Origin of the sequence: Corynebacterium falsenii (assembly GCF_020099275.1) — a bacterium.
Taxonomy (GTDB): Bacteria; Actinomycetota; Actinomycetes; order Mycobacteriales; family Mycobacteriaceae; genus Corynebacterium; species Corynebacterium falsenii.
This window is the reverse complement of record NZ_CP083646.1, coordinates 420,285-441,192: the sequence shown is the minus strand read 5'-3', so window position 1 is coordinate 441,192 and position 20,908 is coordinate 420,285. Positions and strand designations below refer to the sequence as shown.

The 20,908-nt window shown below is 62.6% G+C and carries 19 protein-coding genes and 2 tRNA genes; 3 read left to right on the top strand and 18 right to left on the bottom strand.

Annotated features, from left to right (window positions below; genetic code table 11):
- Nucleotides 1–21 precede the first annotated feature (21 nt).
- Entirely contained in the window at nucleotides 22–1,866 is a 1,845-nt protein-coding gene (locus LA343_RS02125; RefSeq protein WP_224209200.1) for an alpha/beta-hydrolase family protein, read from the bottom strand.
- On the opposite strand from LA343_RS02125, the gene LA343_RS02120 reads away from it, so the two are divergent.
- The gene (locus LA343_RS02120) at nucleotides 1,865–2,521 is read left to right on the top strand and encodes a methylated-DNA--[protein]-cysteine S-methyltransferase (protein ID WP_224208157.1); all 657 of its coding nucleotides are present in this window, start codon (nucleotides 1,865–1,867) and stop codon (nucleotides 2,519–2,521) included. The genes LA343_RS02125 and LA343_RS02120 overlap by 2 nt on opposite strands.
- Here the strand turns inward: LA343_RS02120 and LA343_RS02115 are convergent.
- The 14 genes from LA343_RS02115 to gyrA form a co-directional block, all read right to left on the bottom strand.
- The gene (locus LA343_RS02115; protein WP_025401716.1) at nucleotides 2,478–2,825 is read right to left on the bottom strand and encodes an Asp23/Gls24 family envelope stress response protein; all 348 of its coding nucleotides are present in this window, start codon (nucleotides 2,823–2,825) and stop codon (nucleotides 2,478–2,480) included. The genes LA343_RS02120 and LA343_RS02115 overlap by 44 nt on opposite strands.
- Complete coding sequence (locus tag LA343_RS02110; RefSeq protein ID WP_025401715.1) at nucleotides 2,818–3,381, bottom strand: hypothetical protein; 564 nt, start codon at nucleotides 3,379–3,381, stop codon at nucleotides 2,818–2,820. The genes LA343_RS02115 and LA343_RS02110 overlap by 8 nt, the downstream gene beginning before the upstream one ends.
- Nucleotides 3,378–3,971, bottom strand: coding sequence for an RNA polymerase sigma factor (locus tag LA343_RS02105; protein ID WP_025401714.1), 594 nt, complete (start codon nucleotides 3,969–3,971; stop codon nucleotides 3,378–3,380). Before LA343_RS02105 ends, LA343_RS02110 begins: the two co-directional genes overlap by 4 nt.
- 2 nt (nucleotides 3,972–3,973) lie before the next feature.
- Complete coding sequence (locus LA343_RS02100) at nucleotides 3,974–4,603, bottom strand: Asp23/Gls24 family envelope stress response protein (protein ID WP_025401713.1); 630 nt, start codon at nucleotides 4,601–4,603, stop codon at nucleotides 3,974–3,976.
- A 32-nt stretch (nucleotides 4,604–4,635) separates the two neighbouring features.
- A complete protein-coding gene (locus LA343_RS02095; protein ID WP_025401712.1) occupies nucleotides 4,636–5,199 on the bottom strand; it encodes a DUF6286 domain-containing protein in 564 nt (187 codons plus the stop codon).
- Nucleotides 5,196–5,570, bottom strand: a complete 375-nt coding sequence (locus LA343_RS02090) for an Asp23/Gls24 family envelope stress response protein (RefSeq protein WP_025401711.1) — start codon at nucleotides 5,568–5,570, stop codon at nucleotides 5,196–5,198. Before LA343_RS02090 ends, LA343_RS02095 begins: the two co-directional genes overlap by 4 nt.
- Nucleotides 5,571–5,572: 2 nt before the next feature.
- Nucleotides 5,573–5,749 carry a hypothetical protein gene (locus tag LA343_RS02085; protein ID WP_025401710.1) on the bottom strand — a complete coding sequence of 59 codons (177 nt, stop codon included), beginning with the start codon at nucleotides 5,747–5,749 and terminating at the stop codon, nucleotides 5,573–5,575.
- A gap of 80 nt (nucleotides 5,750–5,829) precedes the next feature.
- A complete protein-coding gene (locus tag LA343_RS02080) occupies nucleotides 5,830–6,333 on the bottom strand; it encodes an Asp23/Gls24 family envelope stress response protein (RefSeq protein WP_025401709.1) in 504 nt (167 codons plus the stop codon).
- A 252-nt stretch (nucleotides 6,334–6,585) separates the two neighbouring features.
- Nucleotides 6,586–7,773, bottom strand: coding sequence for a DUF2254 domain-containing protein (locus LA343_RS02075; protein ID WP_052337486.1), 1,188 nt, complete (start codon nucleotides 7,771–7,773; stop codon nucleotides 6,586–6,588).
- 250 nt (nucleotides 7,774–8,023) lie between these two features.
- Nucleotides 8,024–8,596, bottom strand: coding sequence for a thioesterase family protein (locus LA343_RS02070; protein ID WP_224209199.1), 573 nt, complete (start codon nucleotides 8,594–8,596; stop codon nucleotides 8,024–8,026).
- Nucleotides 8,597–8,859: 263 nt separating this feature from the next.
- Nucleotides 8,860–8,932, bottom strand: a tRNA-Ala gene (locus LA343_RS02065).
- Nucleotides 8,933–8,952: 20 nt separating this feature from the next.
- Nucleotides 8,953–9,029, bottom strand: a tRNA-Ile gene (locus LA343_RS02060).
- A gap of 69 nt (nucleotides 9,030–9,098) precedes the next feature.
- Nucleotides 9,099–9,845 (bottom strand): DUF3566 domain-containing protein, encoded by a 747-nt coding sequence (locus LA343_RS02055; protein WP_025401706.1) that lies wholly within the window; start codon nucleotides 9,843–9,845, stop codon nucleotides 9,099–9,101.
- An 18-nt stretch (nucleotides 9,846–9,863) separates the two neighbouring features.
- Complete coding sequence (gyrA, locus tag LA343_RS02050) at nucleotides 9,864–12,398, bottom strand: DNA gyrase subunit A (RefSeq protein WP_025401705.1); 2,535 nt, start codon at nucleotides 12,396–12,398, stop codon at nucleotides 9,864–9,866.
- A gap of 352 nt (nucleotides 12,399–12,750) precedes the next feature.
- Here gyrA and LA343_RS02045 point away from each other — a divergent pair, with 352 nt between their 5' ends.
- Complete coding sequence (locus LA343_RS02045; protein WP_025401704.1) at nucleotides 12,751–14,778, top strand: hypothetical protein; 2,028 nt, start codon at nucleotides 12,751–12,753, stop codon at nucleotides 14,776–14,778.
- Nucleotides 14,779–14,814: 36 nt separating this feature from the next.
- Here the strand turns inward: LA343_RS02045 and dhaL are convergent, their stop codons facing one another.
- On the bottom strand, nucleotides 14,815–16,596 hold the full coding sequence (dhaL, locus tag LA343_RS02040) for a dihydroxyacetone kinase subunit DhaL (protein WP_081737385.1): 1,782 nt from the start codon (nucleotides 16,594–16,596) through the stop codon (nucleotides 14,815–14,817).
- A gap of 143 nt (nucleotides 16,597–16,739) precedes the next feature.
- Here dhaL and LA343_RS02035 point away from each other — a divergent pair, with 143 nt between their 5' ends.
- The gene (locus LA343_RS02035; protein WP_025401702.1) at nucleotides 16,740–17,852 is read left to right on the top strand and encodes a glycerol dehydrogenase; all 1,113 of its coding nucleotides are present in this window, start codon (nucleotides 16,740–16,742) and stop codon (nucleotides 17,850–17,852) included.
- Nucleotides 17,853–17,872: 20 nt separating this feature from the next.
- Here LA343_RS02035 and LA343_RS02030 read toward each other — a convergent pair whose 3' ends face one another.
- Together LA343_RS02030 and gyrB are read right to left on the bottom strand one after the other, a co-directional pair.
- Nucleotides 17,873–18,844, bottom strand: a complete 972-nt coding sequence (locus LA343_RS02030) for an alpha/beta fold hydrolase (protein ID WP_310648496.1) — start codon at nucleotides 18,842–18,844, stop codon at nucleotides 17,873–17,875.
- On the bottom strand, nucleotides 18,837–20,861 hold the full coding sequence (gyrB, locus tag LA343_RS02025) for a DNA topoisomerase (ATP-hydrolyzing) subunit B (RefSeq protein WP_025401700.1): 2,025 nt from the start codon (nucleotides 20,859–20,861) through the stop codon (nucleotides 18,837–18,839). Before gyrB ends, LA343_RS02030 begins: the two co-directional genes overlap by 8 nt.
- Nucleotides 20,862–20,908 lie beyond the last annotated feature (47 nt).

Here is a 20,908-nt window from a genome sequence, read left to right as displayed (position 1 = left end):
CGTCGAAAGAAAGAAAAAGCACTACGCAAAACGATCCGGGCCCTGCCGCGTATCACGCGAATGGGCCATGATCCACTCCACGATGCGGCGTTCCAGATCCGGGGTGTAATGAACCTTCACCGCATCACCCAGCACATCTCGCCAGATAGGAACCATGATGGCGCGGTAATTATGGCCATGATCTGAGGGGGCATGCTTGGCCGTCAGCATGTCCAGCGCCACCTGCCATCCCGTCGTAAACGGTACCCACCACAGCGCATCAACCACGTCCACATGCTGCGTCGGCGGGGCTGCCACCCCGCGGGACCCCGGCTCCCGCAACCATTGCGGCTGACGGTAGAACAGCTCGGGCGACCACCACACAATCGCATCGCTCGGGAACTGCGCGACCACTACTCGGGAAGACTCCCACTCGTGCTCGTAGTCCCTCCCCCGCCAATCACGGCGCAGGTGATCCGGATGAGCCACGAACCGCACGTGCCTGCCACCATCAACGACCGGCAGCCGCTCCGGCGAACCATGCTCACGCTGGTGCGTCCACGAGCGAATGATGCGCGTGAACCGAGGCGCACCAGACAACACCGCGCCATCCACGCGGCGCAGCAATTCATCGCCATCGCGAAACGCACTGCACGTTCCATACGCGCCCAGGGACTCGCCCACCACAAAGACCTTCGGCGGATCAGGCATGTCCTCGATGAGCTCCAACACAGCATTGATGAGCAGCTGCCCGGCGCGGGCGGGAGTATCGCGGTCAATCATGTACGCAATCGGGGACTGCACAAAGCTGTACTGCATCGTCACGGTCGCGCAATTGCCGCCGGTGAGGAACTCGACCGTGTCCACCTGCCAATCCGGTACCCAACCCGTGCCCGTGGACGTGTGGATCGCAATCACGCTGCGGCGCAGCGCGCCTGTACGCATGATCTCGCGGATGCACATGTGAACGATGGTCTCCAAGGAGCGGCCCGGAACTAATCCGCCGTAGATGCGGATCGGCTCGCGGATCTCGATGGGGTCGGCGGGCGTGTAATCACTGGCGGGCGCTTCCTCAACGCCGAGGACGTCACGGATATCCCGCGCCCGCGGCCCCCCACCGACGAGCACCCGCCCCTGGGCACCCAAAGAAATCCACTTTTCGTACGACCACACGGACCCGGACCGCTCCGGCTCCCAGGGTTGCTGAAAGCCGTCATAGACCCGCCGGTTCACCTGCTCCGCCGAGGCCGACAGTCGCTCCAGCACAGCCCGAAGTAGCACCTTATCCGAGACCACAAAACCCGCCGCAACCAGCGCAATAGCCGAAGCGAACATCGCCAGCGGCGCGGGAAACACCCGGCGCAGAGATCGATTCGTCAACGAATACGACCCCTGCACGGCCTCCCCCACAATTAACAACCCGCCGTAGCCGATGGTGCCCACGGCGATGCCGGCGGCAGCCGACCGCGCCCCGTGGCGCTGACTGCGCACCAATTCCGCGGACTGCCCCTGCAATCGGTAGGAACGCACAGCTAAAGCAGCCGTCATGAGCGCCGCCACGAGGTGCGGGGTGCTCAGTGAAGATTGGGTGAACCGCTCCTGATTGCGCACGCCCAATTTGCGCAACACCGCCGCGACAAGAGTGCCGTTGAAATGCCCCACGGCCTGCGACGTCGCCGTGTTCGCAGCCACCGCCCACCACGGGTGCGGCAGCAGCGACGGCGCCAGCGCGTTCCATGTGGCGATCTCCGCGCCGAGAATCCCCGCCCCCATGCTGGGCGACACGATCTTGCGCCTGGTTAGTCGCACGCCGGGAAACAGATCCACGTACACATCCAGCGCACCAGCGGCCACGCGCAGCACCGTTGATAGCCCAGGAAGTCGCATGCCTCCATTATGGGCCTCCGGTGGCGGTGTGCGCATGCCCGGCGCACGTGCCGGTAGCGTTGGTGCCATGCCCCCGACCGACCCCGCACTCGTGCACGCGGAGATCCCCAGCCCCCTCGGCCCGCTGACGCTGGTCGCCGACACCTCCCCCGCGCTTACCTTCGACACCGCGCGCGAACCCGGCGCGCTAACTGGCGTGTACCTCGCCAACCAGGCGCATCGCCCCGCTGCGGATGCCCTTGGCTCCGCTGTGTCACTCGCTGATGTACCCGTCCTCGAGCAGGCATCGGTGCAGCTCACCGAGTTTTTCGACGCCACCCGCCGCCGGTTTGACCTCCCGCTCGCGCCGGTAGGTCCCGAGTTCAGCCAGCGCACGTGGGCTTTGTTGCGGGAGATCCCCTACGGGCAGACCACCACCTACGGTGCGCTCGCCGCTCAGCTGGGAAACAAGAACCTGGCCCGCAGGGTGGGCCAAGTGGTGGGGCGTAATCCCATCAGCATCATCGTGCCGTGTCATCGGGTGGTGGCGGCCAATGGCGCACTCACCGGTTACGCGGGAGGGCTCGATAACAAGAAATGGCTCCTCGACTTCGAAGCGGTGACGCGGCCTGCTAACTCATCGATTGGACCCGCACCAAGACGGTGTAGTCCGTAGCGGCGTCGGATAAAGCATCCCGCAACGCGTCTTTGATCGCGTGTTGAATCTTTTCCACGACCGTGAGCACGCGGGTGCCGTGGTTGAGGGACACCTCGACGGTCACGAGGTGTTGTTCGTGGTCGATGACCAAACCGTAGCGGGCGCGCTGGTCGCCGTTGCGTCGCCGGATACGGGCGTCGATGGCACGCAGGGTGGAGACCACACCGGCTTCCATGCCTGCCACGCCGGGGATGGATTCCACGAGTTTCACTAGGGAGGCGGCGCTGATTGCATCCGCTCCCGTGCGGGTGGGATTAGTCATGCAGCGAAGCCTCCTTCTGGTTGTAGTACAGGTCGGCGATGTGCACGTCTACCTTAACGCCATCGAGGCCCACGCTATCGGTGAGTTCTTCCCGTACCGCGTCGCCAACAGTGCCGGCGACGCGCTGCAGATCTGGTATCTCCGCCTTGCCGCTGCCCGGCACGATGTCGATAGACACCGCGATAATGCAGGTCACAATGTCCGGTGCGGCCTTGACGCGACTCTTCGAAGCGGCATCGGGGTAGGCAACACGAGTCTTCAAAGACTGCGCGCCCGGTACCCGGTCGACCGCCCCCCGGATCAGGGTGCGCAGCGCGAGCTCGGACATCGTGAACGGGCCTTCCTGCGTGGCGCCCAGGTCGATCTGGGAGCCGTGGCGGGCTGCCGCTCGGACGGACTCGCGGATGGTGGATCGGGCGCTGGAGGACAGTTGCACGGACTCATCGCCGCTGTCTTCCAGTTCCTCCCATTCCTTGGTGACGGAGCGCAACAGGTCGAGGTAGCGCTGGGTGTCTTGGTCATCGTTGCGCTCGGTGTTGTGCTTGGTGGCTGTCATCTCCACTCCTTCATGCGTTCAACGATTTGGGTGCGGGCGCGGGCGATGCGTCCGCGCACGGTGGATTCGGTGGCGTCAACGATCACGGCGATCTCGCGGTAACTCATTCCGTCGATTTCCCGAAGCACCCAGCAGGTGCGCTGCTCGGGCGGCAGTGTTTGCAGAATCCCGGCGAGTGCCTCCATTTGTGCGTTCACCATGGCGGAGTCGGCGGAGTCCTGGGATTGTTCGCGCCCGGACCCTGCGCTGGACCCCACGGAGTCGCTGGAGTGAGAAAGGTCGATGTCGTCGTTGGTGGTGGCGTCTGTGGCGCGGCGCTCGTTGCGGCGCGTGACGTCGATGGCTGCGCGGCTGGCGATGGTGGAGACCCAACCGCTGAATGCATCGGGGTCACTGAGGAGGTGCAGGCGGCGCCAGGCGGTGAGAAGTGCTTCCTGCACTACGTCTTCGGCGTCTGAGCGGTCGCGTAGCACCATGTAGGCGATACGAAAAAGTCGACCTTGGTGGAGGTCGACGAGTTTTTCGAACGCGCCAACATCCCCGTCCTGCGCGCGCAGGACGAGGAATCGCTGGTCAGCATCCGTGGTCATAATTAACCCTGAGTTACCCTTTCGGATCCAACCTCGGCCACCTTGGTGGACTGGGAGGATCCGTGTGTGCTGAGCTCCACCATGAGGTCAATCCTGGTGGGCTCTGCTTCGGTGGCGGTGGCGATGTCATTGCGCAGGCGGGTACGCGCTGCGTTGACTACCCAGGCTACTTCGGCGTTGGAATCCACGTCGATGGTTGCCTGGACCCATGGTGCTTCGGTGGTGCCACCGATGCGTACGCTGGCATCGTTGATACCGGCGATATCTTCGAGTCGCTCCTCGAGGGCACGATCCAGCACGTCCGGATCGAGGGATCCGAGGAGCTGGTCATCCTCGTCGGCGAAGCGAAGCTGGTTGCGCGACGGCGCGGTGGGGATCTGCGCGAACAGCATGAGCAGGCCCACGATGGCCAGCACAACGGTCACGGCGATGGCGGTTGGCAGCAGCCAGGACTGGTGTGCCGAGGCGATGTCGCCGATGGTGGAGTTGTGGTCCGCGAGGAATCGCTCGGATTCCTTCCATTGCTGCGGCAGGTTGAGTCCCGATGCCAGCACCCACGCCGCTGCGACGATGAGCAGCAGTCCGCCGAGGATCAGTACTGTTCGGTTGCGTCCGCCGGATATGGTCCGCATGATGATGGTTCCTTTCAGATGGACACAGGTGGTTAGTCAGTACGGATAACGCGGATCCGTGGCTTGATGCTGTCGGCGGGTCGGAAGTCCTCCAGTGCCTGGGTGACTGTCTTTTCCGTCCGACGCCGCACCGCATCCGTGTTGTCGATGGGGGTGTGAACGTGGACATCCAGGGTGTTCTTGTTCATGGTGGCGGAGGCGCTTTGCGCACCGTCAACCCGCTCCACCTTGGATTGCACCCATCCGGCAAGGTCGCGGCGGGAGATTGCGGTCTGTCCGGGGATCTCATCATCCAGCACCTCGCGGTTGGGGCTGTCGCCCGGGGTGATGCCCGCGATGAGGAAGATCAGTCCGAGGACCGCCACTGCGGCTGCGATGGCGATGACTGCTGGGTCGGAAAGCTGGGTGCCGGCAACGGTGTTAATGGCGTTGCTTGCTGGCTGGGGCCAGTTTCCGGTGGCGGCGTAGGTGCCGAGGAGCCAGATGCCGAAGCCTCCGGCGGCCACGAGGAGGAGGGCGAAGATGGTCACTGGAACCACGCGTGATGGTTTCTTGGTCAGGCTGTCAAGCTCTGAACCCTTGGGGGTTGAACTCATTGCAGAACCCTCCTTCCTTGTGCTTCGGCGTTGAGCCAAGAGATGTCGATGTCGATGCGGCCCACGGTGAGCCCGGTGAAGTACTCGATGCGCTGGGTGAGGTGTTGGCGCAGCTCGGTGAGCGCGGTCTTCATCGGCGTGGGGAATGCGAGGCCTACGTTCATGCGCAGCACAACGGTGTTGCCGTAGATCTCTACATCAGCCTTGGGCCGGGAGTGGAAGTCCTTGCGGGCACCGATGCCGAGGACGCCTCCGGCGTCTGAGCCCACACCCCGAACCTCATAGGCGGCTTGTTCCGCCATTTGGGCGACCACTTTGGTTGAGACGGTGGTCGCGCCCCTCGAGGTGGTCGGGTTTTGGGTGGCTGTCATGGTTAGTCCTTCCGGCGATCAGTGATTCCGCGAACTTCGATGCGGCCTTCCAGTGCCAGGCCCACGGCCAGACCCAATGCGCCGAAGACGAGGACCAGGAAGAACTGGCCGAAGCCACCGAACGCTGCGACGATGCCGAGGATCAGGCCGATGAGCAGAGCGAATTGAGAGGATTTCATGGTTACTCCTTGATGAAAAGGAGTCGGGTACCGGGCCCGAAGGCCGCGGATGACCGACTCAGGACTGACTGCGGTGGGCTTTACTGCAGTTCGTTGTTCTTGCGGGAGGAGTCGTCGTCGTTATCCTCTTCCGGCAGGTGAACGTCAACCACGTTGACGTTGACCTCGATGACCTCGAGGCCGGTGGCGGACTCGACCTGGTCGATGATGTTCTCGCGGATGTTGTCGCCGACCTCAACGACGGATGCGCCGTACTCGATGACAACGGTGGCGTCGATGGCGGTCTGGGTGTCGCCCTTCTCCACGCTGATGCCGCCGGTGACGTTGGTCTTGGAGTTCGGGATGCGGTCGGTGACTGCGGAGAACGCACGACGGGCAGCGTTGCCCATGTCGTACACGCCGGGAACCTCGCGGGCGGCGATGCCGGCGACCTTGGCGACCACGGTGTCTTCCATGGTGGTTACGCCGCGCTCGGTCTGCAGCGGGCCGCGCAGCTCCTTGCTGTTGTCCTTCTGCTCGTCAGCCTTCTTGGCTGCCTCGCGCTGCTGCTGTGCACCGGTCTGGGGAAGATTCTTGTCAGACATGGAAAACTCCTTGAGCTCGGATCCGGTTGTATCCGGTTCCGTAGTGGATTGTTGCTTCATAGCTTCTTGCTTGCTTTTTGCTTCCGTCTTTCGTGGAAGCAACCCCGTTTGGCAGGGACACTATGAAGACGAGACCAGTGGAGAAATCGTCACGGAAATTTTCTAAAAAGAGTATGTGATGCGTATCACATTCTAAGAACATGCAGTTCAGCGGGTTATTTCCAGTCGGTCATGCGAGATATTTTGGGTGAATTATTCGACGGGATTGTCCATCTTCTCGTCGATGACGTTGTCCAGCCGATCCAGCACCTGCTGGTATTCCGGTAGCGCCACGCTGCGCAGATCGTTGATCATCGTGTGCAGAGCGGGGCCGATACGCACGGCCGTGGATCCCCAGTGGGCGATTTCCACCACGGCAAGTTCCAGGTTTTCCTCCACAGTTTGCGGCTGGTAGATCACACGGAGCTCACCATCGTCATCATTGAGGTAGTTACTGGGCACGCGGCGGGTCACCATCACCCGACACAGGGATTGAATGCAGTTAATGCACTGGATTGCCGTGGTCGGATCGTTCACGCCGGGCGATAGGGCGCGCTCGGCAATGTCCACGAGCTGGCGAATAGAAAAGGAGAAGTCCTGTCGGATGGTGCGCTCGCGGTTGAACGACATGAGCTCGGTGACCGCTTCGCTGAGGTCATCGACCCCGTCGAGCTCCTTCGGTCCGAACCACCGGGCGATGACCTGGTTGCAGGGTACGTAGTGGCCCACGGGATAGAGCACCTCGAGCACGCCGCCGTGCTTGTGTGCGAAGGACATGAGTTTGTTGTAGTTGACCTCGCAGATGTACCCACCGCGACCGCCGTAGTACACGTCGCGTACCGACTCTTCCTCATCCGGGCGCCACGGCTTCCGGGTGATGTTATCGACCTCCGCCTGGTCTTCCGGCATCACGTTGTTGAGCGATTCAATGCCGGAGAGCTGGATTCGGAAAATCACCTCGGAGATCTGAATGGAGAGCACGATGTGACGGATGAACGCCAGGAACATGCCCATGCTGCCCACCACCATGAAGAAGGCAAAGGACGTAGCTAGCTGCGGCACGAAGTCCGGATCGGTGCGGATCGAACGCATCACGGTCAGCGCGTAGAGGAAGGTGCCCACGAACATGCCCAGGGAGAACTGGGTTACGCGGCTTTCCAGGAACGAGCCCAAGATGCGCGGCGTGAACTGGCTACTGGCTAGCTGCAGCACCACCAAGGTGATGGAAAAGACTGGGCCGGTGATCGAGATGGTGATCGAGGCGATGGTCGACAGCAGGCTGCGGGCACCGGAGGCGCCGGAGTGGAAAAATAGCGGAATCTCGTTGGCGACCAGGCCGTCAATGGCCGGCAGCAGAAGGGCGAGGCCCACGGATGCCACGCTAATGGCGATGGGCACCATCCAAAAAGGCGCCCAGAACCTCTGCCAGAGGGATGAGGTCCGGACTCCCGGAACCCATCCGTTGCCGAAGAGGAGTTGTTGATGTTTAACCATGGGTCTCGCTTCGTGGGGGAGGATGATGTGTCAGTGATCGGGGATTAGTTTACTGACGTGCGAGACAACCTCGGAGCAGAACCCGCGGCAACACCCTCGCTGTTCTGCAGGGGGAGGAAGGCGTGGGGTGGCGTCGAAAAAGGTTGGGAAACCGACATCAGGGATGCTCGAGGTACTGGCCACCGATTGTGGCGACCTGACGGTCGACGGTGGAACTGAACGTGGCTCGGTCGACAATGGCGCGAGTGTGGGTGGCGGTGCCCATGAGGACTCCGCCGCGGCTGGTGCGGACCTCGACATTCCAACTCGCTCGGCGGGCGCTGGCTGCGGTGACTTCGCAGTGGATGTCAAGCTCGGTGCCGGTGGTGCACGGGCCGTCGTGCGTCATGTTCATGGCGATGCCCAGGCTGATCTGACCGGAGTCGAGGTGCGGGCTGAGCTGCTCGATGCAGGACCACTCCATAAGGGCAACGAGGCAGCCGGTGGTGAAGACGTCCGGCATGTCGGCGAATTCGCCGGCTTCGGGGAAGATGTCTCGAACCGTATGACCGGGGTGGATGGTGTAGTGCTTGGTAAAAGTGTCGCCTGGGTTCAGCACGGTGGGCTCCTGCGGTGGTGTGGGGTCGTTGGGTAGGGGCTCGAGGCGGTCTTGAGGCAGTTCTCGAGGCAGTCTCGCACCAATGTTGGCAATGGTGGCAATGGTGGCGCCGAGATATTGTTTTTGCGCCAAAATTGCATGTGTGGTGACCATGCTAGTACGGCTGTTCGTGGCTCTCGCGGTGCTTCGTTCGCCGCGTCGTGTGCGAATGCCGTGTTCTGTGAGGTAGCAGATTTGACCACCTGGGCTTTTGCGGAGCGGGATCGGCCAGAACACGGCATTCGTACACGGCACTCAGGAGGCGCACCGGGTAGCGGACTATGGGCGGACTGCGGGCGCCAGCACGCACAAAAAGTAGGGCCGTTCTCGAAAGAACGGCCCTATTGTTTTATCTGTGGAGCATAGGAGAATCGAACTCCTGACCTTCTGCTTGCAAAGCAGATGCTCTACCAATTGAGCTAATGCCCCATATAAAATTGTTGTTCGAATGGTGGGCCTAGGAGGACTTGAACCTCCGACCTCTTCGTTATCAGCGAAGCGCTCTAACCGCCTGAGCTATAGGCCCGTCGAACGAGTAGAAACTTTACCTACTGCCCTGTGTTTCACCAAATCAGCAGGTCAGAAGGCAAAAAGACTACCGGTCGAGAGTAACTCGCACGCCACCAAAAAGCGCAGCCGCGGAGTTGTAGATCAGCGCCACTACCGGAGCCAGCAGAGTAAAGACCACAACCTCCACGAGCCCCAGTGCCACCACGGCACCGAAGTAGAGTCCGGCCGTCATGCCGTCCGAACCAGTGAGATCCGCCACAAGGCTGTTCAGCCGATCCCACACGCCAGCGCTACCCAGCACGATGTAGATCAGTGCCATCGCCACGAACCACACGGCGAACAGGGCGAGGTTGAACACCAAGCCCATCTTCAACGCGCTGACCGGATCAATGTGGGTGATAGCACGGTCCACGTCCACCAAGGCGCCGCTAGAAGCCTGACCCTGGGCAGCCGCACCAGTCGCCGCCTGTCGGGGCTTCTGAGCCTGCTGGCCGCTACGCGGGTTCTTGCCTGACCCCACCGTCGCCGGCTTCTGTGCCGGCTTCTGTGCGGAATTCTTCGCGGCTCCCTGAGCCGACTTCTGCCCAGCGCCCTGGCTCGCAGCCCCGGAAGACTGCTCGGCGCCCTTCTGCACGGGCATGACCTGAGTCGTGTCCGCATCTGCGCCACTGCCCGCGCTAGCACTGCCTCCGCGAGCCCCGCCCGCCGAGGAATCCGTGGAACTCCCGGACTGAGCGTTGGCCGAGGGGCGTTGTGGCGTCACCGAAGAGGTCTCCGCAGGAGACGCGTCACCGGAGTTCTTATCCGATGGCATCGGAGTCTGGTGCGTCATGATTGTGCCTCAGGTTGTCTACTTGGAATCAGTATCGAGCTGACCGGAACCCTTTGCGGCTTCTGCAGCTTCCTCAGCGGAAACCTCAGCCTCTTCCTCAACGTTACGGTCAACGGCGACCAGCTCCACGTCATCAGCCAGATCCACCAAACGCACACCCATCGTGGCGCGTGCGGTGCTGCGGATCTGCTTGACTTCGGTGCGGATCACACCGCCGGCGGAAGTCATTGCGAGGATCTCATCATCCTCGCTGACCGTCAGCGCACCGATGAGCTTACCGCGCTTCTTGTTGTACTTGAATGCCACAACACCCAAGCCACCGCGGCCCTTGGAGGGGTACTCCTCCATCGGGGTGCGCTTGCCATAGCCACCGGAGGTAGCCACGAACAGGCTGGAATCCTCCGCAACCACGGTCAGAGCAAGCAGTTGGTCTTCCTCGCGGAAGCGCATGCCCTTTACGCCAGCGGTAGCGCGGCCCATCGGACGCAGCGTCTCATCGTCGGCGGTGAAGCGCATCGCCTGGCCTTCCTCGGAAACGAGCAGCAGATCGTCCTCGGCTGTGCACAGCTGCGCGCCAACCAGGTGGTCGCCCTCGTTAAGGTTGATGGCGATGAGGCCACCGGACCGGGCCGTGTCGTAATCCGTCAGCTTGGACTTCTTCACGCGGCCGTGAGCCGTGGCCAACACCAAGTATGGGGCGTCCTCGTAGGACTGGATCTGAATGACCTGGGCGATCTGCTCACCCGGCTGGAACTCCAGCAGGTTCGCCACGTGCTGGCCGCGAGCGGTGCGCGTAGCCTCCGGCAATTCGAAGGCCTTGAGACGGTACACGCGGCCGAAGTTGGTGAAGAACATGATGATGTCGTGCGTAGAGCAGACGAAGAAGTGGCGCACCACATCGTCCTGCTTCAGCTCGGCACCGCGCACGCCCTTGCCGCCGCGACGCTGGCTGCGGTAGCTGTCCACCTTCGTACGTTTCGCGTAGCCGGTAGAGGTGATGGTGACCACCACGTTCTCGCGGGCGATGAGGTCCTCTTCGGACACGTCACCGGAGGCGGCGACGATCTGCGTGCGGCGCTCATCGCCGTACTTCTCCACGATCTCTTCCAGCTCGGAGCGCACGATCTCGCGCTGGCGCTCCGGGGAAGCCAGGATGTCCTTCAGGTCGGCGATGATCTTTTCGATCTCGGCCAACTCGTCGATGATCTTCTGGCGCTCCAGGGCGGCTAGGCGGCGCAGCTGCATGGCCAGGATGGCATCGGCCTGGATCTCGTCGATATCCAGCAGATCCATCAAACCCTCGCGGGCCACGTCGACCGTGGCGGAGCGGCGGATCAGGGCGATGACCTCGTCGAGAGCATCGAGGGCCTTCACCAGACCACGCAGGATGTGGGCGCGCTTTTCGGCTTCGTCCAAGCGGAACTGGGTGCGGCGCACGATCACATCGATCTGGTGATCCACGTAGTAGCGCAGCATCTGGTCCAACCGCAGGGTGCGGGGCACACCGTCCACGATGGACAGCATGTTCACACCGAAGCTCGTCTGCAGCTGCGAGTGCTTGTACAGGTTGTTCAGGACAACGCGGGGTACGGCGTCGCGCTTCAACGTGACCACGATGCGCATGCCCACGCGGTCAGAAGATTCATCGTCCACGCTCGCGATACCGCTGAGCTTGCCGTCGCGCACCTGCTCGGCGATGGATGCCACCAGGCTGTCCGGGTTCACCTGGTACGGCAGCTCGGTGATGACGATGATCTGACGCTTGCCCTCCTCCTCGATGGTGCACACGCCACGCATGCGGATCGAGCCGCGGCCGGTAGTGTAGGCATCCTTGATGCCGGAATCGCCCACGATCAGGCCGGCGGTCGGGAAATCGGGTCCCTTGACGCGCGCCATACAGGCATCGAGCGTGGTCTGCTCGTCGGCCTCGTGGTTGGCGAGGATCCAGTAGATCGCGTCAGCCAGCTCGTTGAGGTTGTGCGGGGGGATGTTGGTGGCCATGCCCACGGCGATGCCGCCGGAGCCGTTCATCAACAGGTTGGGCACGCGGGAGGGCAGGATGTCCGGCTCGTTGGTCTTGCCGTCATAGTTCGGGCTGAAGTCCACGGTGTTTTCGCGGATGTCCCGGACCATCTCCATCGCCAGCGGGGTGAGGCGGCACTCGGTGTAACGCATGGCGGCGGGGCCATCGTCGCCGCGGGAGCCGAAATTGCCCTGTCCGTCGACCAGCGGGTAGCGCATCGACCACGGCTGAGCCATGCGCACGAGGGTGTCGTAGATCGCGCTGTCACCGTGGGGGTGGAATTGACCCATGGTGTCGGAAACGGGGCGGGCGGACTTCACGTAGCCTCGGTCCGGCCGGTAGCCAGAGTCGTACATTGCGTAAAGGATGCGCCGGTGTACCGGCTTCAGCCCGTCGCGCACCTCGGGGAGGGCGCGGCCCACGATCACGCTCATGGCGTAATCGATGTAGCTGCTTTCCATCTCTTCGCGCAGATCGATAGGCCGAATACGGTCGTAGAGGCTGTCTCCGCCGTTGTTATCGTCGCTCACTGGGTGTGAAGCCTTTCTGCTTTGCGTTCAGACCAACCCATTCTACCTGTTGCACCCCCCTCTTTTCTTCGACGCCACCCCGATCGCTCCTCGTCCCCCCGTTTCTTCGGGTAGCGATCGTGGTGCTTTTGACCCGTGTTCGGTGGCGGTGGTGCAGCCCGGAGAGCCTTTTTCTTTGTTTACGCCACCCATTTCTCCCGGGTGACCTTTCCGAGTGTTCTATTTGTATATCTGTTGAAGCCTCGAGCTATGGCCTTTATTGTGTAGTCAGCACTGACCATTCTGACGTTTCTGTGCGACTGTTCCAATTTTCTTTTTGTTCCTTTCCCCGTCGTTTCCGAGGACACTTCACATGGCTCCCACATCCGCCACTTCCCCGTCCGGTGCTCTGCGATCCCTCACTCGGTCGCTGACCGCAAAGAAGGCCGCAGCCTGCGCTTCTAGCATCGCCTTGGGTGCTGCGAGCGCGATCGCTTTGCCGGCGACCGCTCAGGCCCAGACCGCTGCCGCGCCCACGTCACCGCCGAATGGCACAACCAGCAGCTGCGATGCGGTACTGACCACGTCCAATACTTTGGATCTTAACGCTCTGGATTATGGCCAGAATGCGCAATCTATTTCGCGCCAATTCTCCATCGGAATTCAGAAATTCTCCACGGGTAGTGGAACCGTCAACTGGCGACCGTGGGTGAAATTTTTCAATCTCCAGGGCCGCACCGTCAAGAACACCACCGCCACCTTTACGCAGAGCAGCAATGCAGCTGGCCCCTATACGGTGACTAACCAGGAATTGGGTACCCACTTCACCGTTCCGGTGAAGATGCAAGTGACCCCAGACAAGACTTCACTTGAGGCGAATGACTCGTTCACGGCCGATCTCGGTGACTACAACGCACCGGCCGGTTCCGGCTGGGGTGGCGCGGGTGTCATGTGGGTGGTCAATGGCCCGGATGGCAACCTCAAGGCCGCCGATCCGCAGATCGCCAAGTCCACCTTAACCCTGAACACCACCTATGTCCCCCTCACGAGCGAGACCAATGCGTGCCGTCCCATTGAGATTTCTGGGACCGCCAAGGTTCTCCCCCGGTCCGACAAGCTGGCCGCAAACGGCATGACGGTCAACGCCCGCGAGGAGGATGCCCAGCGCCTCAGCGGCATCGTCTACAAGCCCGGAACGGACGAGGTGATTGAGGGTGCGACTGTCAAGGTAGCCAACGATGGGCGCGTCCTAGTATCCGTTCCTCAATCAAATGAGACGAAGTCCCTGGACACGGTTGATATTCAGCTCACCGCAACTCCGCGTTCCGATGCCGAGGACCAAACTCCGGTGAACATTGGCTCGCGGTTCTCTCAGCCGCTCCGCGACGTCGTGAAGCCCCCGTTTGAGCCCACGAACGGTGACAACACCGACTGGGCGAAGTGCGGGCCACTGGACTGGACCGCCGGTGCCATCATGAATACCGAGTGGGACGACTACTCCAACACCGGCTACACCAAGAAGGTGAAGGATTACATCAGCCCCGGTACTCGTGGCGCCATGGAGATGCAGCACTGGCGTGATCCGGGCGTGCTGTACTGGCGCCTACCGGTCGGTACCGATGAGGCCATTTCCGGCGGCAAGCTGCGCGTCACTCTGCCAGATCTGCCCGGCGCGAAGGTCACGGCCGAAAACGGCGATTACATTTACATTGCGCCTGATCACCCGTTCGGCATCGCCGACAACGGTCGGCCGAATGACAAGACGATGAAGTTCGAGAACATCGAGATCAACGGCAACGTCATCACCGCAGACATCGACATGCCCGCTGGGACGCACGCTGTGCTCATGATGAGTCAGACGGTGCCCGCCGATACTCCGGAGGACAAGGTTCTGGAGGCCACGGCTCACCTCACCGGCGATCTACCTGATTGCAAGCCGGAAACCACGCCCGGCGGCGGTGATGGCGACGGTGATGGTGATGGCGGTGGCGATCACGGTGGCGGAACCGACAACGGCGGCGACGGCTCCGGAGATAATGGAGGGGACAACGGCCACGGTGGCGATAATGGCTCCGGCGGCTCCGACAATGGCGGTTCCGGAAACGGCCACGGTGGCCACGGCGGCGGTACCGGCTCCGGCCACGGCGGCGGCATGGTTCAGCCCGGTAACCCCACAGGTCATGGCGGCAACGGCGGATCCGGCAGCTCGTCCCATGGATCGGGCTCGTCCACCGGCTCCCAGGCAAGCCACGGTAACCATGGCAGCCACGGGTCCAGCAGCTCTTCCGCGCATCTCGCCAACACGGGCACCAGCGATGCAGTGCTGGTTCTGCTCGCCGCAGCCTCCGTATTCACGGCTGCAGGCGTGAGCCTCATCGCATGGCGCAAGCGCCGCGGCTAAGCACAACTAAGCACGGCTAAGCCGCAGCGAGCCGAGCTACTCGGTGAAATCGGATACCTGTCCGGTTCCACCGAACAGCCACGAAACCAGGATGGCACCCGGATCCACCACGCCCTTGGAGGCATCGCCGAGGTAGGACGCACGCCCCTTCGTCGCAACCATCTCGCGGGTCGACAGCGCGCCCTCCTCGGCGGCCTTGTAGGTCTGCTCTAGGGCATCCTCGAAGCTCTCCGCCGAGTCGGCGATCTCCGCCAGCTTCTCCGCGGCCGGAACGAGGGCGTCGACCAGCGTATTATCGCCAGGCTTCGCGCCGCCCAGATCGCGGACGGCTTCCACTGCCGCGCTCAGTCCCTTGTTCAGGCCCGCAATGCGGTCCTTGGGGCTGTTATCGGAGCCATCCATGCCACGAGCCATCTCGCGGAACATCGTGCCCAGTACCGCACCGGACGTACCACCGGCGCGCACAAACAACCGGTGCGCCAGCCCGTCGAGCAGCGCCGTATCCTCGCCCTTCAGCGGCAGGTCCACCGATCCGAAAGCGGCATCCATGTTCTGGCCGAAGTCGCCATCACCGGCCAGGCGATCCAGTTCCGTGAGGTCATCCGTGGCGTTCTGAATCCGCTCCACCACGGCCGTCAGCCACTCGTTCTCCTCGCCCTCATCGGGCAAATCTTCCTCGAACACCTGGTGTGCGGCAGAGAACTCCGTGCCAGTCCCCAAGGACTTCGGCCAGGCCGGGGCCTGCGTTGGGGCGTCGAGCAACTCAACCACCTCGGAGCTCGCCTTCGTGAGCGTCAAGGACACACCGTGCATATTGACGCTGGTCACGAACGTGCCAACCATCGAGCGCACGGGGATGATGTGCTTATCGGCGAGCCACTGAAGTGCCTGGCCGAAGATGAGGTTGAGCTCCAGGTCGGTGGTGCCGCCGAGACCGTTGACGACGAGGATAACCTCATCGCCGTCGCCGAGGCCGAGGTCCTCCACGACGGGCTCGAGCAGACGATCCACGATGGAATCAGCGGTGGTGGTCTCCTCGCGAGACACGCCACGCTCGCCGTGGATACCCACGCCGACCTCCATGGAACCGGCGGTGAGATCGAAGGTGTCTTTACCCGACGTCGGAAGGTAGCCCGGGGCCAAAGCCGCTGCCATCGACGCCGAATTCTCCGCAACCTCCCGGCCGATGGCGGCGACAGAAGCCAAGTCATCGCCGCGGTAGGCAGCGGCGCCGCAGACCTTTTCCACGAGGATCGTCGCTGCCGTGCCGCGGCGGCCGGGGCCGTCGTCGTTGGAGTCTGTATCAGAATCAGAATCATCTGCGCTGCTCAGAGCTGTGGCGACATCGTCGGCGACGAGCACGCTCTCCGTCTCAACCTCGCCCTCGAGGCCTTGGCGGGCAACCTTGAAGTTCATGACGTCGCCCGTGTAATTCTTCACAATGTGAAGCACGCCGGCGCCCTGATCGGCCCAGTTCGTGGCCTCGGTGATTTGTACCGCGTTGGGGCTGGTAAACAACAGGCCCGGGCAGACGGCGTTGAGCATGCCCTCGCCGAGGAAACCGGCGTGCATGGGCTCGTGGCCGGAACCGCCGCCGGAGATCACCGCGACGGCAGGCTTGCCGTCCTTCGTGACGATGGGGGTTCGTTGGCCCAGGAAGCCTTCATCGTGCCATTCGGCAGCGGGGTGGTGATTAACGAGACCACCGAGGGATTCCGCGAGAAAGTTGGCTGGGTCATTTTTGAACGACCGGATGCGACCGGATGAGGCGGACGCATCGGTGTGCTGTGCAGTGTGCTGTGCATCTTCAGTAGCCATAGCGCCCATACTAGTGAACTCAATCACGAGTGGGGCCAGAGAGTGCTTATGGATGCATACATAGATTTTTAGCTAGGGTGGATGAAAGTGACCACGAATCTGGTTCGAAACAACCGAAACCCCCTCAATCTGAAAGGACCATCATGACTGTCGACAAGATGTACACCAGCCCTTCCCGCTACGTGCAGGGCATCGACCTCATCGACCGAGCAGCGCAGTACCTCAAGCCGCTCGGCACCAATCCCCTCATCATCGCCGATGACGTGGTGTGGGATATCGCGGGCTCTAATCTGGAAAAATCTCTGAAGAACGACGGCATGAACCCCTCCCACGAGATCTTCGGCGGCGAGGCCTCCATGAAGGAGATCAACCGCATCGCCGAATCTGCGGATCAGGGCGACACGGATGTCATCATCGGCCTCGGCGGCGGCAAAACCATCGACACTGCCCGCGCTGTCGCCGACCACGCATCCCTGCCGGTTGCCATCTTCCCCACCGCTGTGTCCGCAGATGCGCCCACTGCGCGCGTGTCCGTGATCTACACCGAGGATGGCGTGTTTGACTCGTACCTCTTCTACGATCGCAACCCCGACCTCGTGGCCATCGACACCCGAGTGATCGCCAACGCCCCAGTGCGCACCCTCATCTCCGGCATCGGCGACGCCCTCGCCACCAGCGTGGAGGCACGCGCCGTCGCTCGCGCTAACTCCCGGCGCATGGACGATTCGGCCCGGCCCACCCTGGCCGGCCTGGCGCTGGCGGAAAAGTGCGAGGAGACGCTGTTCGCCTACGCCCACCAGGCCATTCGCGACGCCGAACAGCACATCCCCAGCCGCGCCCTGGAGAACATCTGCGAAGCCAATACCCTGCTATCCGGCTTGGGCTTTGAAAACGGTGGCCTCGCTGCCGTTCACGCGATCCACAATGGCTTCACCGCACTGGACGGCGACATCCACCACATGACCCACGGTGAAAAGGTTGCCTTCGGCGTAGGTGTGCAGCTCATGCTGGAAGGTGCCCCGAAGGACGAGGCCGACAAGTTCATCGGCTTCATGCAGTCCGTTGGCCTGCCCACCACCCTGGAGGAAATCCACCTGGCCGATGCCTCTGACGAGGACCTCATGCGCATCGCGGAGCTGGCCTGCTCCGACAGCGAGACCCTCAAGCAGATGCCCGGCGAATACACCCCCACCGACGTGGTTCAGGCCATCAAGGCTGCAGACAACTACGCCCGCGGCTTGAAGGAAGCCAAGTAGCCACTGGCCCCTGGCTCGGATCAGAGCTGAGCCACGAACTCCTCGAGCCGGTCAGCAACCACGTCCGGCTCCCGCGCCCAGCGGTTGTGGCTCAGCTCCCCCGGCAATTCCTCCACCGCCGGGCCGTCGCTGCCTGGCGCCGCAGCATGGGGCAGATCCGCAGCCAAGTTCTGCGCAGACGCCATCGGGCAATCCACATCATTGCCGAAGCGGGTCAGCAGCACCGGGGTGGTTACCGTGCGCTTTGCTGCCTCGTAATCCATATCTTGACCAGCAAGTTTATTCAACCTGTTGGTGTGGGCATACCGGAACCACTCGCTCAAGTGCGGACCCGCCTGGCGCCCATAGCCGGCCAGGTCCAGCACACCTTCGGGCTGGTAACCCCACAGCGCCACCGTGGCACGCACGAGATACGTGCCGAAGCGCAGGCGATACTTTTCCGGGGAACCAAAGCCACCCCAATACGGGCTGCCGGCCCCCACGCCCAGCACGCCGATCACGTTGAGCTCCGCTGCCTCCGGCCGAGCAATGAACAGTGAGGCGATCTGACCACCCATGGAGTGGCACAGCAACACCGTGGGGTAATCATCGGGCAGATCCAGATGGCGCTTCACCCCATGGATCGTGCGCGGATAGTCCTGGGAAGCCAGCTGGTGATAACCCCACCGGCTGAACCGAGACGCCTTGGCCGTAGACGAGCCCTGGCCACGCAGCTCGCCCGTTGCCACGGGGAAACCGCGATCCGCCAGCTCCCACGCGATCGGGTCATAATAACGCGCGCCCATCCCGAAACCGGGCCAGATCACCACCAAAGGCAGCTGGCGATCACCAGTCGCCTCAGCGGAGCTCGAGGATGGGGAGCTCGTAGCGGCGTCGAACAACCGAACCCCTGAGGTGGAAGCATCCGGCATGCGCACCGGAACAATCTCCGGAGACCGCCGCTGGGCTGAGCGACTCGAACGGGTGGACCTCGAACGGGTGGACTTAGACATCCAAGAAACGCACATCGCGGGCGTTGCGGGTGATGAAGCTGCGGCGAGCCACCACGTCGTCGCCCATGAGGATGCTGAAGATCTCGTCGGCAGCGGCGGCATCTTCCAAGGTCACGCGGCGCAGCGTGCGGGTCACCGGATCCATGGTGGTCTCCCACAGCTCCTTGGCGTTCATCTCGCCCAGACCCTTGTAGCGCTGCACGCCGTCATCCTTGTTGATCTTCCGGCCCTGCTCCAGGCCCTCCTTGAGCATCACATCGCGCTCGCGGTCGCTGAAGGCGTAGCCGGGCTCGCCCTTGCCCCACTTCAGCTTGTACAGCGGCGGCTCGGCCAGGTACACGTAGCCTTCTTCCACCAGCGGGCGCATGAAGCGGAACAGCAGGGTCAACAGCAGCGTGGCGATGTGCTGGCCGTCCACGTCGGCATCGGCCATGAGCACGATCTTGTGATAGCGCAGCTTGGTGATGTCGAACTCGTCGTGGATGCCGGTGCCCAAGGCGGTGATGATCGCTTGGACTTCCTTGTTCTTCAGCACCTTGTCCATGCGGGCCTTCTCCACGTTAAGGATCTTGCCGCGCAGCGGCAGGATGGCCTGGAACATGGAATCGCGGCCGGACTTCGCAGAGCCACCTGCGGAATCGCCCTCCACGATGTACAGCTCGGAGACCTTCGGGTCCTTCGAGCGGCAATCGGCGAGCTTGCCGGGCAACCCGCCCATGTCAGACGCCGACTTGCGGCGCACCAGGTCACGGGCCTTGCGGGCGGCATCGCGGGCGTGGGCGGAGGCCACAGCCTTGTTGATGATCGCCTTTGCTTCCGCCGGGTTGGCATCCAGCCAGTCAGCGAGGTGCTCGTTGACCGCCTTCTGCACGAAGCCCTTGATCTCGGTGTTGCCCAGCTTGGTCTTGGTTTGGCCCTCGAACTGCGGGTCGCCCACGCGCACGGAAATCACGGCAGCAAGGCCCTCGCGCACATCGTCGCCAGAGAGCTTGCCATCCTTTTCCTTCATGAGCTTGTGCTCCCGGGCATAGCGGTTCATCAGCGAGGTCAACGCAGCGCGGAAGCCCTCCTCGTGCGTGCCTCCCTCGAAGGTGTTGATCGTGTTGGCGAAAGTGTGCACGGACTGGCTGAAGCCGGAATTCCACTGCATCGCGATCTCGACCTCGTGGTCCTCGCCCTTGACGTCGAAGCTCACGATGGTGGGGTGGATCGGGGTCTTCTTCCGGTTGATGAACTCAACGTAGTCCTTGAGCCCGTCCGGGTAGTGGTAGGTGCGCTTGCGCGGACCCTTCTTCGCCTGCTCCTCCGCAGCCTTTTCTTCAGCGGACTTCGGCGCGGCTGCATCCTCGGCGGCGTCTTCCAGCTCGTCCTTATCCACCTGATCGGAGCGCTCGTCGATGAGCGTGATGGTCAGGCCCTTGTTGAGGAATGCCATCTCTTGGAGGCGCTTGGCCACCGTGTCGAAATCGAAGCGGACGGTCTCGAAAATGTCCGGGTCCGGCCAGAAACGCTGGGTGGTGCCGGTGCCGCGGGCCTTCTTGACCTGCTGCAGCTCCTTCGGCACAGCCATCTCGAAGTCCTGGCGCCACAGGTAGCCATCACGCTTGATCTCGGTTTCCATGCGCGTGGACAAGGCGTTAACCACAGAGATGCCCACGCCGTGCAGACCACCGGACACCGCGTAGGAATCCGAGTCGAACTTACCGCCGGCGTGCAGCTGGGTCATGACCACCTGGACGGTCGGCGGGCCGGTGGGGTGATCTTCCACGGGGATGCCACGGCCATCGTCGACAACCTGCACGCCGCCGTCGGCCAGCAGCGTGACGGTGACCTCCTTGGCGTATCCCGCCATAGCCTCGTCCACCGAGTTGTCCACAACCTCCCACACCAGGTGGTGTAGGCCGCGCTCACCGGTTGAACCGATGTACATGCCGGGGCGCTTACGAACAGCCTCCAGTCCTTCCAGGATGGTGATTGAGCTTGCGCCATAGTTGTTGTTCTGAGTTGGTTCACCCACGGTGGGAAAAGCTCCTTCATTGCTTAGGGCTTATTAACCACTCCATT

Coding starts and splice junctions, on each gene's coding strand:
- LA343_RS02120 (WP_224208157.1), top strand. CDS start 1,865: ATGCCTCCATTATGGGCCTCCGGTGGCGGTGTGCGCATGCCCGGCGCA.
- dhaL (WP_081737385.1), bottom strand. CDS start 16,596: ATGGCTACTGAAGATGCACAGCACACTGCACAGCACACCGATGCGTCC.
- LA343_RS02085 (WP_025401710.1), bottom strand. CDS start 5,749: ATGAAATCCTCTCAATTCGCTCTGCTCATCGGCCTGATCCTCGGCATC.
- LA343_RS02080 (WP_025401709.1), bottom strand. CDS start 6,333: ATGTCTGACAAGAATCTTCCCCAGACCGGTGCACAGCAGCAGCGCGAG.
- LA343_RS02035 (WP_025401702.1), top strand. CDS start 16,740: ATGACTGTCGACAAGATGTACACCAGCCCTTCCCGCTACGTGCAGGGC.
- LA343_RS02115 (WP_025401716.1), bottom strand. CDS start 2,825: ATGACTAATCCCACCCGCACGGGAGCGGATGCAATCAGCGCCGCCTCC.
- LA343_RS02095 (WP_025401712.1), bottom strand. CDS start 5,199: ATGAGTTCAACCCCCAAGGGTTCAGAGCTTGACAGCCTGACCAAGAAA.
- LA343_RS02125 (WP_224209200.1), bottom strand. CDS start 1,866: ATGCGACTTCCTGGGCTATCAACGGTGCTGCGCGTGGCCGCTGGTGCG.
- LA343_RS02030 (WP_310648496.1), bottom strand. CDS start 18,844: ATGTCTAAGTCCACCCGTTCGAGGTCCACCCGTTCGAGTCGCTCAGCC.
- LA343_RS02090 (WP_025401711.1), bottom strand. CDS start 5,570: ATGACAGCCACCCAAAACCCGACCACCTCGAGGGGCGCGACCACCGTC.
- LA343_RS02075 (WP_052337486.1), bottom strand. CDS start 7,773: ATGGTGCCCATCGCCATTAGCGTGGCATCCGTGGGCCTCGCCCTTCTG.
- LA343_RS02055 (WP_025401706.1), bottom strand. CDS start 9,845: ATGACGCACCAGACTCCGATGCCATCGGATAAGAACTCCGGTGACGCG.
- LA343_RS02045 (WP_025401704.1), top strand. CDS start 12,751: ATGGCTCCCACATCCGCCACTTCCCCGTCCGGTGCTCTGCGATCCCTC.
- LA343_RS02110 (WP_025401715.1), bottom strand. CDS start 3,381: ATGACAGCCACCAAGCACAACACCGAGCGCAACGATGACCAAGACACC.
- LA343_RS02105 (WP_025401714.1), bottom strand. CDS start 3,971: ATGACCACGGATGCTGACCAGCGATTCCTCGTCCTGCGCGCGCAGGAC.
- LA343_RS02100 (WP_025401713.1), bottom strand. CDS start 4,603: ATGCGGACCATATCCGGCGGACGCAACCGAACAGTACTGATCCTCGGC.